Source organism: Paenibacillus sp. FSL H8-0034, from assembly GCF_038000305.1.
GTDB lineage: Bacteria > Bacillota > Bacilli > Paenibacillales > NBRC-103111 > Paenibacillus_S.
Map to the genome: position 1 here is coordinate 3,444,281 of NZ_JBBOBS010000001.1, position 14,508 is coordinate 3,458,788.

10 protein-coding genes are annotated in these 14,508 nt (G+C 34.2%); 4 read left to right on the forward strand and 6 right to left on the reverse strand.

Annotation, left to right across the window (positions count from 1 at the left end; genetic code table 11):
- Positions 1-444 precede the first annotated feature (444 nt).
- Both NST47_RS15460 and NST47_RS15465 read right to left on the reverse strand, forming a co-directional pair.
- A complete protein-coding gene (locus tag NST47_RS15460; RefSeq protein WP_341155922.1) occupies positions 445-2,358 on the reverse strand; it encodes a UvrD-helicase domain-containing protein in 1,914 nt (637 codons plus the stop codon).
- Positions 2,336-4,426, reverse strand: a complete 2,091-nt coding sequence (locus NST47_RS15465) for an ATP-dependent nuclease (protein ID WP_341155923.1) — start codon at positions 4,424-4,426, stop codon at positions 2,336-2,338. Before NST47_RS15465 ends, NST47_RS15460 begins: the two co-directional genes overlap by 23 nt.
- Positions 4,427-4,946: 520 nt before the next feature.
- Between NST47_RS15465 and NST47_RS15470 the strand changes: the two genes are divergently transcribed.
- The 3 genes from NST47_RS15470 to NST47_RS15480 all read left to right on the forward strand — a co-directional run bounded on the left by NST47_RS15470 (position 4,947) and on the right by NST47_RS15480 (position 9,313).
- Positions 4,947-5,660, forward strand: a complete 714-nt coding sequence (locus NST47_RS15470) for a hypothetical protein (RefSeq protein WP_341155924.1) — start codon at positions 4,947-4,949, stop codon at positions 5,658-5,660.
- Positions 5,661-5,961: 301 nt separating this feature from the next.
- On the forward strand, positions 5,962-6,624 hold the full coding sequence (locus tag NST47_RS15475; RefSeq protein WP_341155925.1) for a DUF6602 domain-containing protein: 663 nt from the start codon (positions 5,962-5,964) through the stop codon (positions 6,622-6,624).
- A 217-nt stretch (positions 6,625-6,841) separates the two neighbouring features.
- Positions 6,842-9,313 (forward strand): ATP-dependent helicase, encoded by a 2,472-nt coding sequence (locus tag NST47_RS15480; RefSeq protein WP_341155926.1) that lies wholly within the window; start codon positions 6,842-6,844, stop codon positions 9,311-9,313.
- Positions 9,314-9,551: 238 nt separating this feature from the next.
- Here NST47_RS15480 and NST47_RS15485 read toward each other — a convergent pair whose 3' ends face one another.
- Positions 9,552-9,908: a helix-turn-helix domain-containing protein gene (locus NST47_RS15485; protein ID WP_341155927.1), complete on the reverse strand. Its 357-nt coding sequence runs from the start codon at positions 9,906-9,908 to the stop codon at positions 9,552-9,554.
- 133 nt (positions 9,909-10,041) lie between these two features.
- Here NST47_RS15485 and NST47_RS15490 point away from each other — a divergent pair, with 133 nt between their 5' ends.
- The gene (locus tag NST47_RS15490) at positions 10,042-11,031 is read left to right on the forward strand and encodes a DGQHR domain-containing protein (RefSeq protein ID WP_341155928.1); all 990 of its coding nucleotides are present in this window, start codon (positions 10,042-10,044) and stop codon (positions 11,029-11,031) included.
- Between the two features lie 301 nt (positions 11,032-11,332).
- Here the strand turns inward: NST47_RS15490 and NST47_RS15495 are convergent, their stop codons facing one another.
- The 3 genes from NST47_RS15495 to NST47_RS15505 form a co-directional block, all read right to left on the reverse strand.
- A complete protein-coding gene (locus tag NST47_RS15495) occupies positions 11,333-12,931 on the reverse strand; it encodes a hypothetical protein (RefSeq protein ID WP_341155929.1) in 1,599 nt (532 codons plus the stop codon).
- A gap of 147 nt (positions 12,932-13,078) precedes the next feature.
- Complete coding sequence (locus NST47_RS15500) at positions 13,079-13,384, reverse strand: hypothetical protein (RefSeq protein ID WP_341155930.1); 306 nt, start codon at positions 13,382-13,384, stop codon at positions 13,079-13,081.
- A protein-coding gene (locus NST47_RS15505) for an IS3 family transposase (protein WP_341155931.1) occupies positions 13,377-14,497 on the reverse strand; the annotation gives its coding sequence in 2 pieces (ribosomal slippage) (positions 13,377-14,248 and positions 14,248-14,497; 1,122 coding nt in all). Before NST47_RS15505 ends, NST47_RS15500 begins: the two co-directional genes overlap by 8 nt.
- Positions 14,498-14,508 lie beyond the last annotated feature (11 nt).

Here is a 14,508-nt window from a genome sequence, read left to right on the forward strand (position 1 = left end):
AAGGGCTGCTGCGTGATAGCCCTTCGCCCAGCTATACCAGCTAATAGCATGTCAATATTTCGAGCAAAGTAAATAGAATTCGTAGGGTATACTGAATAGTAGGCATGCCAAATAACCCTCCAATTCTACGATTTTGGAAGGTTATTTCAATTAAGTAAAACGGAATGTTTTTTTCTTTTAAGGATGGCATATAGCCAATGAACCAGATGTCATCTTGTGCGACTTTCCTTCTGTTCTTTTGCTGTCGTAGAACGCTTTCAGTCGAGTGTTTCGAGAACGAATTAGCCCACACTGGACAGCCATAACCAGCGCATATCAAATCTGCCTTGAGCCGCGTTAACTATTCCAGAGGATAGTCGTTTACGGGAACGCGCTAACTGAAGGGATTTACCTGAAAACCCGCAACAGCAATGATATTCACATTCACATACAACCTTAAAAAAGCTAACTCTTTAAAAACTCTTCTAATTTCACAACAATCCAACCTTTTTCAGAGGCATACTTCATTTTCTGATCCAGTTTACTAACATACTTTTCATTAATAGCAATACCAGAAAAATGAGTTGGTCTACTCATTCCGACATAAGCTAATTTTAAATACATCCTAATATTTTTATCATTCACTTTATTTTCATCATAATCACCCATTAAGTAAGAGTAGATACTATTTAAATCTGATCCATATACTTCTCTAAACTGCCCATCCATAAATCTACTTGATTCTATTATCAAAGTAGATTTATGAGTCTCCCCTTTAACTGCATGGATCGAGTTCAAATGAATAGAAAGATCTTCGTGAATAAACTCATTTGGTCTATTATTAGGATTGGAGGATTGTTTGAGAACAATCCCCTTAATATTTGTTTTCAATAATCTAAACATTTCGTTTCCTGTATCTACATCCAAATTTAATTCCCATATTGTTAGAATTAATGTTTCAAATGTATGCCGTATTTCTTGAACTGCTTCATCAAATTCTGTTTCCTCAGACGTATTAAAAACCTTAATCCATCTAGATAACTTAACACAAAGATTTTGGTATTCCTGTCCATGTTCTTCCTGCATATATTTCACAAATGTTCCAACCGTGTAATAACCACCAACTACACTTTTAATTTCCAAATGTCTTAAAATACGAGTAATTATCTGCAATAATGTTTCTTGACAACGTTTGATCAAAGATGTCGCGCCGTTCTCACTTGGTTTTTTAGAATAATCCCCATTGAATTCAATTAATTCGTCGTGATTTCTACAAATGGCATACACTTTATGAATACTATTTTTGAAATCGCTATTTACATTTTCTAGTGTTTTAACTAATGAAGCATATACAGTCAGAAGTTGATCTCGGTTATCATCATTAAAGAGAAGTATATAAGGCTGAAAAGATGATACATTAGGATTCCCTTGCAGCACTTGATAATTTCGAATACAAGTAGTCTGTAATACTCGTGCAATATTAATTCCAAAACGATTACTAGAGGTTATTTGAACACTATGCTCCTCAATAGGAACCCAAGCATCTTCTTCATCATTAAACAAATTATAAAGAGCTTGATATGGATCACCAAATCGTTGAATGATAGTGTTTACACCAGGAGTTCTAACTGGATTAAAGATTAAGTCGATTAGAGCGTATTGTTTTATACTTGTATCTTGGGTTTCATCAATAAACAAAAACTTAAAACGATTATTAAAAGTATCATGAAGTTTAATTCTATGTTTTCTTATATACCATTCCGATAACGCCAAAGTATCACTATGACGTAATATACCAGATTGAAGCAGGGCTCTAAAGGTTTGATGAACAGAGTCCTGATGTCGTTTACCTTCTATCCCGATTAAACTTGTAGTACCATCATCATTAAAAGAAATCTGAAGGTGTTTACAAGATGGAGCTTTCAATGTCCACCAATCGGGTTTAAATCCATTGAAATATTTTGAAAAATGATTTTGATAGTCATCATCGTCTAAAAAATTTATGCTTTTGTAATTTTGGAAAAACTTATTATATGCTCTTAAAGCGAAAAAAGTATTCAAAAAATCATGTATGGTCCCTATAAAATGTGGGTGTGGAAGATTAATAATTCCGACTTTCCTTAATTGTTTAAGTATTTCTTCTACTCCTACATTTGTATGGGTTATAATACATATTCCCTTATTTGTACTCTCTAATTTTTTTACAAGCAAAGCAATTTTTGCAATTAATACAGCGGTTTTACCACTACCGGGACATGCTACAATATCAAATGTATGGTTTAAAAGTAAAACTTTTTTTTGTTCGTCACTAAAAACGTTACCTTCAGGTAAAAGATATGGTTCTATTTGTTTTATATCATCTAGTGTTATTTCTATCATTGGGTCTACCTCCCGTTACATGGTAGATAGCTTCCCGTAGATATTCTAATTGAGGATCTGTTTTAAGAACTTCTTTAAAAACTTCTTTGTTATCTTGTAATAATTGAGCTAATTCCTGTGCAACAGATGCTTTAGATACTTTCTTTTCTAAAAGGGGTTTATATAAATAATAAGCTCTATTTTCTATTGCTTTTATTGCATGGAGCTGGCCTTTTAATAAATTTAGTTTCCGTGTATTTGATTCGCTAGTAGGATTTTTATATTTAACTTTATGGATAGCTTCAGTTAACGAGTTCCAAATTTGACTTAATGCTATCTCGTACTCTAATGTCCAATTCGGAGCAACATACACTTTGATATTTGACTCCTCAATCTCATAACTATTCTTTATAGATAATGCTTTCTTCTCTCTTAATGAAACAATAAGTTCTTGAGTAACAATATTTTTTGTTATTTCGAAAATTTCTTGGAAGAGAGCTGGATTAAGACGACCAATCAGCAATTCTAGGGTTCCTTTTAAATCTGCTTTTGTAGTAAAAGCTACATCTAATAATTCTTGTATATCATCAACTTCCAATTGCATTAATCCAGCTATTTTTGTTAATTGTTCTACTGATTGTATTGCATAAATTACACCGTTTATACCGTTATCTTCATAATATTTAAATGGTCGTATATCTATATCTGTTACAATTGATACCGGGACTTTTAAAGCAGGTTTGTCCATTAACCATTCTGGAGAACGGCCAAATATTTTTGAATAACGTTTGAATGCTGTATTTCCAATGTTTACAATAGTGACCCCATATCGATGCAAGGGTCTTTCTAACAAATCAGCTAGCGTAGGTAATAAGAGATTCTCAGCATCTCCTTCAACAAAAATAACACCTTTAGCAAAAAACAAGTTTGCCTTCGTAGAATCTAAAAAGCGTTCTAAGAACTTATAATCATCTTTCTCTAATTTCGTGAATTTCGGTCCCATAGGATATGCGACATTTTCATTCAATACAATTATATGTTCAAGCTGAGTAGATGCAGCCAAGGTTGTGCTATGAGTGGTTAGTATAAATTGTCCATTAATTTTTTCATCATTTCTATTTTGAAGATATTTTATTAACCTTAATTGAGCTTGCGGATGGAGATGGGCTTCAATCTCCTCTATTAGGGTGACATTTGCTCCAAGATTAATCTCTCCACCAAGTAATAAGAGCTCAGCTGCAATAAATAACAGGTTTAAGCTCCCAAGGCCTGAAGGTATATCGTTTAATAAAAGACTCAATTTCTTCAGAATTTCATTTAGCCTTACCTCCCCAATTTTAAAATCTGGGTCATAAGCTTTATCCGCAACATCTGACTTATGAAAAAACTGGTCTAAATATTTTTCCAATTCAGATTTTATTGTTTTGTCATCTTTAAATGGCTCATCAAAAAAATTTTCTATTTTTTCATTTGCTTCCGCAAAAATAATCTCAAGTTTATGTTTATCTTGAGGGTTTCTTTTTAGAAATGCTTGGTGATTTTTTAAAATCTGAGCAAGTCGGGATCGTATACCAGGTTTTAATTCTATTTCAGCATCACGTAATGGTTTTAGGTAGGTTGCTCTTATCAATTCGCGTGTTATACCTTCTAATCGCATAGCTGAATGTTCTGGTCCTGCTTTGACGACTCGCTCAATCCTTTCGCCTATAAAAAGATCATTGTGCCATTTAGCCGAATACCTAACTTGAAGTTCATAATTTCCATTCGTATCAAACGAAAGCCACTCGAGAAAAATCCCTGATTCTTGCTCCGTTAAACCTGTAAATATACACTCGATCTTTATTTCCTTAGCAACTTCGCCGGTATTAGAAACATGGAAATCGCGCTCTGTTAATTTGTTATTATCATCACTAGAAGTACCTAATGTCATTTTGATTGCATCTATAATTGCGGTCTTTCCGGAATCATTTTCCCCAATAATTAGGTTGAAGTTTTCATGTAAGCCAACAATTAATCCTGGCAATTCATTTTTTTCTCCATGTGAACCATATTTTCTGAAATTCCATATTCTCACTTCATTTAAATACATATTCTCGCTCCAATTGGAAGTATTTTGATATAAGAGTATTTCTACACTATTTAAAATAATCCTTTAAAAGTATAATAATTATAGCGAATAATGGAAAATAATGAAGAAAAAAATAAAGGGAATTCCAATATCACAATTAAAAAGATAGCCTGTATCACATAGATGTCTATAAAAAAAGAATTGGGATGTGGGGCTAACTCTGCTTTCATTATCGATGAGGTATAAACGGTCACGTATAAGATAGTTAAAAACGGACAAATTTCTACAAGGCCCTGTGGGTATGAAAGGGAAAAGTAATTTCGGAAATCTTATTTACAAAAAGTTTAGAAGCAATATAACTTCAATAGATCGCATCTAGGTGATCACAAGTTAAAAACCTTTAGTAGCGATAAACCGTATGCATTTTACAAACATTAATTGTATTTAAATAAAATAATAATAATAAAAAGTTAGAATTATCATTGATATTATTATCAATACCTGATAAATTTATTGCTATAAAGTGTATAGGGGGATTCTAATGATTAAAAACCAAGCTTTTGATGTACTTTTAGTAAAAGATAAACATCAGGTGACCTTATCTGAACATATCCGTGAGATCTTCGATGTGAAAACTGGTGATTTCCTCTTGGTTAAAGCATCCCAAGATAATCTTATAGTACGTAAGTTAAGAACCATCGACCAATTGAATTTAGAAGAAGTGTTCCTTGAACTGACGGATGTTATAGATCAATATTTGCATGAACCTGACGAAATGGATGGATCCTCACTAATTTTTTCGCCTAACAAAGTATTTTTGAGCACAGAGGGAAAGAAAAGAGAAGTTCATGGAATCAGTCCCGATAAAATGATGATGGATTCTATTTTGGATAGACTAAGTGAAAAAGACTATAAGCAATCGACTCTTATTGAGTACCGCTCTGGAATGTATTCCATCCGTTACTTATCATCAGAACATGCCTTTGACACCATTGTAACAATCACACGTGAATCCAGTTTAGTGAAAAAACTGCTAAAGATTCATCATGTTGAACCCTATCTTAAAAAGCTTAGTGAGAGAAACCAAACAATTATCCGGATGCGGTTTGCATGGGGTGAATATAAAACTCCTCTCAAGGTCGAACAAATCGCCCTTCAAATTGGTTTAGCTGAATCTACAGTCTATAAAATAATTCGGGACTTTGAATCAAGAACAGCTGCGGCAGAAATAAGAAAAATGATTGGGTCTGTTTGATCGTTAAGGTTATTCCACAGGTTCGGAAGTATCAGAAAGTGAGCTGTTGTTGATGGGACAGCAATGTCTTCCACGCGGTCTGATATCCGAAATCAGTATTTGGAAGATTCAAGTCACAATGTAGTACTACTCTATTATTCAGTTTAAAGCTATATTAATTCCCAATAATATTTCTGATTCTTCTGGATGTGGAACGGAGCGATCTGTATGCCGTCGACAGCGGCCAGCAAAAACTGGGCATAGCATTGTGTCGTATAGATCGTAGATACAAATCAAACTGAATGAATCTTGGAGGGCATCTATGAAAGAAATTTTTGTAAGTAAGTCAAGACAGTTAGCTGAAGAATATATATCGAGCGGATCTCAGAAGCACAACGTTTCTAAAGGAACAACACGCGAAACGATTCTCAAAAGGTTTCTACAAGAAACACTACCCCCTATTTACGGAGTAACATCCGGAGAGATCGTTTCAGATCTAGGAAGAAGTAAACAAGTTGATATAATTTTATATAATGCAAATGAAACAAGGGGATTTAGCTTGGGAGATCCTAATATTAAAATAATCCAGGCTGAGTCAGTTATGGCAATAATCGAAGTGAAGTCAAAAATAAACAAAAATAAGTTGATTGAAGGTATAAATAATATTCTGGCGTCAATTGACATTTGTCCAGAACCAAGAAATATTATTGATTCACCTCGAAAGCCATTTACAGCTATTTTTGCTTACGATCTTGATAAATGTAGTTTGAAATCGCTCTCCGATAATCTTAATGATATTTTGATTGAAAATCCGCGAAATTTAGTTAATTTGGTCTGTATTTTGAATAAAGGTATAATACATATCGATAATGAATTTATTCCTCATCAATACATACCAATATATAATGCAACGAAATACGGGCCCTTTCCAATAGGTGAGGAATCGTTATATTATTTCTGGAATACCTTGCAATCTTGGAGATAAACTCTTTTTCCTTTTTAATTATACTTATTTGATTCATCCAAAAATTCATTTATGGATGGCCAGCATCGCTCAGTCGACGCGGATCGTGGCGACGAGTTACATGAACTACTTTTGACACTTCCCTTTGTTATCCAAGCTTATTATACTGTTGTGATCATATGACAGAAGGGATGCAGCGTTACAATATGTCGGTATGTTAGAAGAGAGAGGTATTTTTATGAATAATAAAGACTTAAATATTATAAATAAGTTTTTCAGGATGGTAACAGGCGCGAGTAAAGAGATTGAATTGCTTCAACTCAATATTAAACAGATGTCAAACGAAAAAAAAAATTTCCTCCAAAAATATGATCAACTTGCTGAAAGTTATGAAGTATTAAACGATAGAAATAATAAAACAGGGTTAGAAAATTCAACTTTGAAACAAGAAATGTTTAATTTAACAGAAACAAATAAAAAAGTATCTGAAACAAACACATTATATGAATTGACATTATTTGAATTTAAAAATAAATTGATTGACTATAATAATTGCTATGGTTTGCTAGTAGAGAATCCACAACCAACCGAACATGGTTCTATTTCACCTTATGATAAAGATGCAACTTTCTTTGAAGAAATAGAAAAAATAAAAAAAAATCCTTTCAATAATTTTCAAGTACAAGCTATTAGATATGAAATGGAAAAGAATCTACGAATCATAGCTGGAGCAGGTAGTGGTAAAACTGAAACTATTTGTGCAAAAGCAGCATATCTAAGTCTAATTAAGAAGGTAGATGAATCAAAAATTGGAATGATAACTTTTACTAATAAGGCATCAAAGGAGATGTCTAGTAGATTACATGAATTCATGGGTTATAAAAGTGGAAAAAAATCTAAAATTGCAATTGGTACCTTCCATAAAATCTTTAATGATATTTATAAAACATTAGAAATTCAATACCCATACTTGAAAGAGTTTGGAATTAGTGAAAGAATTTCAGACGTAAAAACTAAAAAGTACAATGTAACAGCTAGAAGACTAATAAAAGAAAACAAGCTTTTTGATTTTGATAAACTAAATGGGAAAACTATAGCGAGTCGAGTATCATATTGGAACAACATGGGATACGTTCATGATGAAATGATTTCTTTTATTGAGTTACACTTTAATAAGGACGATAAAATTCAAGACCCACCCTTATCTGAAAGATTCAACAAAATGATGAGTGATTTATCGGAAATAAAAAAGAAAGAACGAATACCAACCTTTGATGATTATCTTCTGAATCTTTATTATGCAATGCTTTCTTTTCCAGATGTTTTAGAGGTAATAAGAAGAAAATTTGATTATTTATTTATTGATGAATTTCAAGATACGAACCCACTCCAAATGAAAATTATAGAATTGATTTGCCCGCCTAATTTAGATGGAACAAAATTAATAATTGTAGGGGATGACGATCAAAGTATATACGCATTTCGTGGATCATCTCCCAAATTTATTAAAACATTCTCAGATGAGTACGAAACAGAGACTATCAGTCTTATGAAAAATTACAGATCCACAAGAAATATTGTTCAAGCAGGCAATAGAATAATTAGAAATAACGAAGATGATAGAATTGATAAGAAAATGGATTCATTTAGCAACGACGAAAATGATTTATATTGGGTAAAATGTAAAGATTCAAGCAGTGAGGCAGATTGGATTATTGGGCAATCATTAGAACTTGGTCATCATGGAAAACCATATATTAATGAGGAAAAAGAAGGTATATTTCCTAATCTAACTTCAAGTGTAGTAATATATCGATCGAAAAATCAAATAACTGGAATACTTATGTTCTTAACAAACAAAAAAATACCATTCGTAATAGAAGAAGAAAATGATTTATTAGGTGTTTTTAATATAGATGACTTTTATAATATTTATCAGACTTGGATAAAACTAATGAAATCTCCTTCCGGAAGCATTCAAGCTTGGATAGATATTTCTAACAATCTAGCATATTCCTACTTTTTTGACCCTATCAGCGTTGGATCACCTTTTATCAATCATAATCAAAGTAACGCGGAAATTTGTAATGAGATAGTAAATTATATAAAAGTAAATACAAAACCATTTAATGACACTACATATGTAAATAAATATTTAGATTTACTTACAAAATCGATACACGATGGAGAAATGGACCTTCAAAAAATACTTGACTGTCTTTTAGGTTTTCCGAAATTAAAAAAGAATTTAGAGATAGAAGAAATAGAATGGATAAGAGAAGTAATTAAACAAAATAATACTTTGAGGAAATTGTCTGATTACTACAACGAGTTAATAGCAAAAAAAGAAAAAATGGCTATAGATTTAGAAAGCTATTTTAATGGAAAATTAAATGCTTTGTATCTGTTAACAATACACAAGAGTAAAGGACTGGCATTTGAAAATGTATTCATAATTGGTTGTTATCAAGGAGGATTACCATCATCTAGGGCTGAACCTTTGAGTTCTATTAGTAATGAAGCGATGAGAATTAGTCAAGAAATGGCGGACCCAATTTCAACATTAGAAGAAGAACGAAGACTAATCTATGTAGCAATAACAAGAGCAAAATCTAATTTATATCTTACTTATCCACGCTTTTCACAAGGGAAAATGATGGAACAATCCGAATTTTTATCTGAACTAAAATTAGATATAAAAGATGTATAAGATAAATTATGCAATGAGTAAAGGACGCCTCTAAGCCTATTTATAGCTACATAAATTATTCCATTGCCGCGGTATCAGGCGGTCAAAGTTTAGAAGCTCAGTCAAACCCATTTTGGCAATCAAAACAATGGATATATTAGGGGGCCGCTTAAGCCGCGGCTCTTTTGATTTATAAGAGTTTATTGTAATTGAATCATGAAAATTAAATAAGCCCATTGTATGAATTTTAAAAATTCCTTTATTTTTTATTTTCTGAATTATCTTCGGTAACCACAACTTGTATCAATTTTTTAATTAAAATTAATTCTTTATGCGAGCATGATTCAAGAAAAACATGTATGGAATCCAGTAATTTAGATTTCTCATACTGCGAATCAGTAAAATTATAGCCACTAAACAAGTCACTTGGATCTATTCGAAGTGTTTCAATGATTCTTTCCAGCGTTTCCAATGAAATATTTTTTTCTCCACGTTCAATGCCACCAATATATGACTGTGGCAAGTGAACAAGCTCTCCTAGCTGTTCCTGTGTAAGTCCCCTGTTTTTTCGGAAATTCCTTATTTGAATTCCAACATGTTTTGAAATTTTGGACAACCTGACTCACCTCTTTTCCAGAGTAGGGTAGTCAGGGGTTAAATTGTAGATAGCTATAGCATATATATCCATTTGATTTTATATCTTATAAGATCTATTATTGCTGTATACTAACTATCAAGGAGCCGAAAGCATGAGTACTCTTCCACAACAGTATGTTATTGAAAATGTTCTCCAGTGCAAAATGCGAGGGAGGGTTGCATATCAAAGTTATTTTTCTGCTTCTGTTGGAGTAAATCTGATATATGTCAAACCATTTGATCATCCCTCTGGAAAGGGTTATCAGCGACCCGTTGATGCTAAAAGATGTGCAGACTTTGCCCATTACTTATCAAAAGGTGAAGAGGCTTTATTTACACCTATTTTATTAAATGCAGGAGCTAATTGGGAATTCTCTAGCTATGATAGGCAACGCCCATCCTACGGTCGATTGCTCTGCAAAGGTAGAGCTTCATTAATGGACGGTCAACATCGGGTGGGTGGAATAGAAAAATATGTGCGTGAAACGAATTCTGATATCAACATTCCGTTTCTTGCCTTTCATAGCCTGGATGAAGACGAGGAAATCAAACTATTTGATACAATTAATACAAAAGCAAAGGGTATAGGCACATCTTTAAGTAAATTTCTACGCCGCGATTCGGATGATATTAGTTGGATGGCAACAGAAATGATGACGAGAAGAGATAGCCCTTTTAACTTGATAGGAAGTATTATAGGAAAACGAAGTAAAGGAAGACATGTAACACTGCAGAATTTATATAGGACGCTGAACTATTTATTGAAAAACGAAAGCATAAACAGCTTGCCTAAAGAAGAACAGCTTACCTTAGCTCTTACTTACTATAATGCTCTACGTGATAAATTTCTTTTTGAATGGAAAGATTACAAAAGTTACCGGGTAACTCATATCGTTTCCATTGATGCTTTATCCATTGCTGGAAGCTATGTTTTAGCCGCTGCTTTAAGGGATAACAAAAAACAAGCAGATATATCAGCAATCATAAAATATGTTAATAAATTATCTGTTGAATGGTCCACGGACGGCCCGTTAAAGTATGTAAAAGGGTTGAGTGGCTCGAAGAAATTAGCTGAGGAATTAAAGGATCAAATGTTAATTTAAGATTGAAAAAAGTATTGATTCTCTTGAGTCATGTCTAAATAACAAACATAAGAAGCTCTGGGCAATGACCTGGGCTTCTTATGTTTGATGATGTCCTTTATGTCCTTGGCTCTGGAGGAAGCAGTTTCAATGAATGCAACCAGCAGGCTAAATCTGATTGATGTATTCTTTTTCATAGTGGATGTACTAGCTTAATGAAGTTGCCTAAACTCGTTCCTCAGCAGCTTCGTAATGGAGTTTATTGGTATTTCTCTATAGAGATGACTCGGTTTCCGCAGGATTTATAGACGATACAAATGACTTATTCTGTTTCATAGGGAACAAATTCTTTGAGTTTTTGGCGTGTTTCCTTCAATATATCTTTCTTCTCGAGGTCGTAAATTGTATCTGTAATTTTTGCAATCTTATAACCATTTTCAGGTCTCATTTGAGATAAACATTCTTGAAGCACGTCTAATTGTTGCGTGTTTATAAAGAATTGAATTAAAAGTTCAATATCATTAACTTTGTCTAATACATTTTGAAGGTTGTTAGACTTAATATACGATGAAAAAGCTTCCATAAAATCCTTCCGTTTCTTAAATCCTTGGTTAAAAACTTTTTCTGCAGCAGTTACCTTTCTACGAGTGGCAATTAATATAGCCAACACATACCTATTCTTAATATCGTCAGGAACCCGTTCTGCGAAATCTGAACTAAAACTCTCCATGATACATGTGCCATGATATGAGCAATCAAAATCTTTGCTCTCGATAAATTCGATATTCTTCTCAGTAAAAACTCTATCTAAATCAACGGAATGAAGGTTTTCAACAGGATCTTTCCAGCTCCAAAAGTAGCTAGCATGATCAATATTGTTTCTGTTCAATTGTTTAATGATTCGGGAAATTCCAGATATCATTAAGTTTAGAACCCTTCTATCTTCATGATCAGTGCTGGATGTCTTTAAGTAAACAAAATGAGGCCCAATTTTCCAATGCAAGAGAACCATATCCCATAAATTAAGCGTCTCCTTTTCGTCGATTACTTGTGAAAGAACGATCTTATAAATCAACTCTGCCGTATCCATGCTTAAGGTTGCATGCTTTAATCTAACGATCACCTTTTGCTGATCCGTTACATGAATTAACTTCAGCACATTAACGTTGCTTTCTAAAAGCTCAATAACATAGGTAAATGGTTCGGAATATTCTATTAGTTGTGACAAGTACCCTTGTATCTTAATATTTGTATCATCATCGGTAAATAAAGTAAATCCGGCCAATAAACGAGCGGCATTCGATCTCTGCTTGCTATTTGCATCCGGATTTGCAATCACTTTCACAAGCTCATGGCAAATAGTTGGTAAAGCGGAAGTATGAATCATTGAAAAATGCTTCTCCGCTACGTCTGGAATCATAATCTTCTCTGGAAAAAAGTAAGCATCTTTCAGTTTTTCTATAAGTTCTTCCTTATACTTGAACCCAATTTTGGGAGGCTTGGAAAGTAGGATATCATAAATCCCCGTAAACACATTCCTTGCTTCTTCTGGACTAGATAAATGTCCTCCAGGATGCGCACATGAGTTTCTTGTATCCTTGTAACCATTGAGAGTCTTGTGATCATGGGGAGAAACAATACCTACATCAAAAGCCCCATCAATCAAATTTTGTTCATAGCTGTTTTGTTTTTCAATTAGTTCATTAATTTGTTTGTTTAGCTTATTCGCTTCATTGTGTGAACTCGCTAGAGTATCAACCTTGGCCTTCAAATCATACATTCCAGCCACGAAGCTTAGGATAACACAAGCTCGATAAGATCCAGCGTGATAGCACTTCAAGGCTTCAGCCATATACATCCGAATCTCATAGTCCTTAATTGAAACGATAAGTTGCTCTAAGTCTCTTAACAAATCTCTCACACTCTCCTTCGTTCTCCTTCTAAATGGCAATGGTATAGATTAATAAAATTAACGGAAATAAGTTGCCTTTTGATGTCGGTCTACAACTTTATTTTCTTCGGACAGTGGACTTGCATTATTTAATACTAAATGTTGAATTCCTAACAGCTATATCTTAGGTTTAAACATGTCAAATTGTTTGATTAAATCAGCAGTGATTTTATCTTGATTTTTTTTATCGTCTTTTTTAAATTCAAACACATTATTCATTTCGGAATCAGGGTAAGAAGAAGTAACTGCAATATCCCGATAAGCCTGACTGAAATGTTTTACCTGCTCTTGTAATAAGCGGATAGTTTGTTGGTCTTTTTTGCTTTTGTCCATTAATTCCTGTACTTTTGATTCTAGTATGTTGTTTTCTTGCTTCAACTCTACAGATTGCTTTGCCTGGATTGTCAACAGTAAATCAGACAACTTTTTTAAGGGCTTCTTGTCGATATTGAACAGGCGTCATATAGTCTAAGGTTCCATGGATGCGATGCTTGTTGAACCAGTTGACGTAATCGTATAATTCCAATTCCAGATGGCGAAGGCTCTGGAAGTTCATCTGGTTCACAAACTCTGTTTTCATGATCTTGTAAGTGGCTTCAGCCACAGCGTTGTCGTAAGGACAGCCTTTCATACTTAGCGATCGACCGATTTCAAACGTCTCTAAGAGCTCATCCATCTTTTGATTTTTGAACTCGCTGCCACGGTCGGTATGAAACCATTGAATCTGGCGTAGATCACTCTTAACGGTTGCGAAGGCACGGGTAATCAGGACAGCGTCCTTGTTCGGACCTGCACTATGACCAATAATTTCGCGATTAAACAGATCTACTAGCACACAAATGTAATGCCATCGGTTCTGGACTTTCACATACGTCAAATCACTGACGACAAAGCGTTTAGCTTCCGTTTGCTCAAACTCTCTCTTTAGAACATTGGTCGTTGTCGCTTCGTTACAGGACGATTTATGGGGCTTATATTGTGCCACCGTGTAAGTGGAAACGAGCCCTTGCTCTTTCATGATGCGGCCAATGCGGCGTCTGGAGACGATGAACCCGCGCTCGTAAAGCTTCACTTTGATCTTGCGTGTACCGTAGGCTTTTCGGTTCTTGAGAAAGATATCCACAATAGCTTCGGTGACATCATCTTCAGTGGCTCGTTCTTGGGCGTCATAATAAAATGTACTTCTTGCGATTTGCAGGACGTCGCACAGTGCTGATACCGAGTATTTATCACGGTTGTTCTGGATGATAGCTACTTTCGTCCCATGATCAGCGCGGCTTGCTTTAAAATATCCACCTCCATTTTCAGACGCTGGTTTTCTTTTCGCAAAGCCATCAATTCCTCTTCTTCTGCCGAGCGATTGTCCTTCTCTTTGAAGGAGCCTGTTGTCTGGGATTGGTGGATCCAGCGGTCTAAAGCAGATGCTGTGAGGTCATATTCCTCCACAATCGCTGCTCTGGTTTTTCCATTTTCATAGAGCTGCACCATTTGCTTTTTGAATTCCGTTGTAAACGTGCGTCGTTGTTGTTTAGGCATTGTAGAGATCC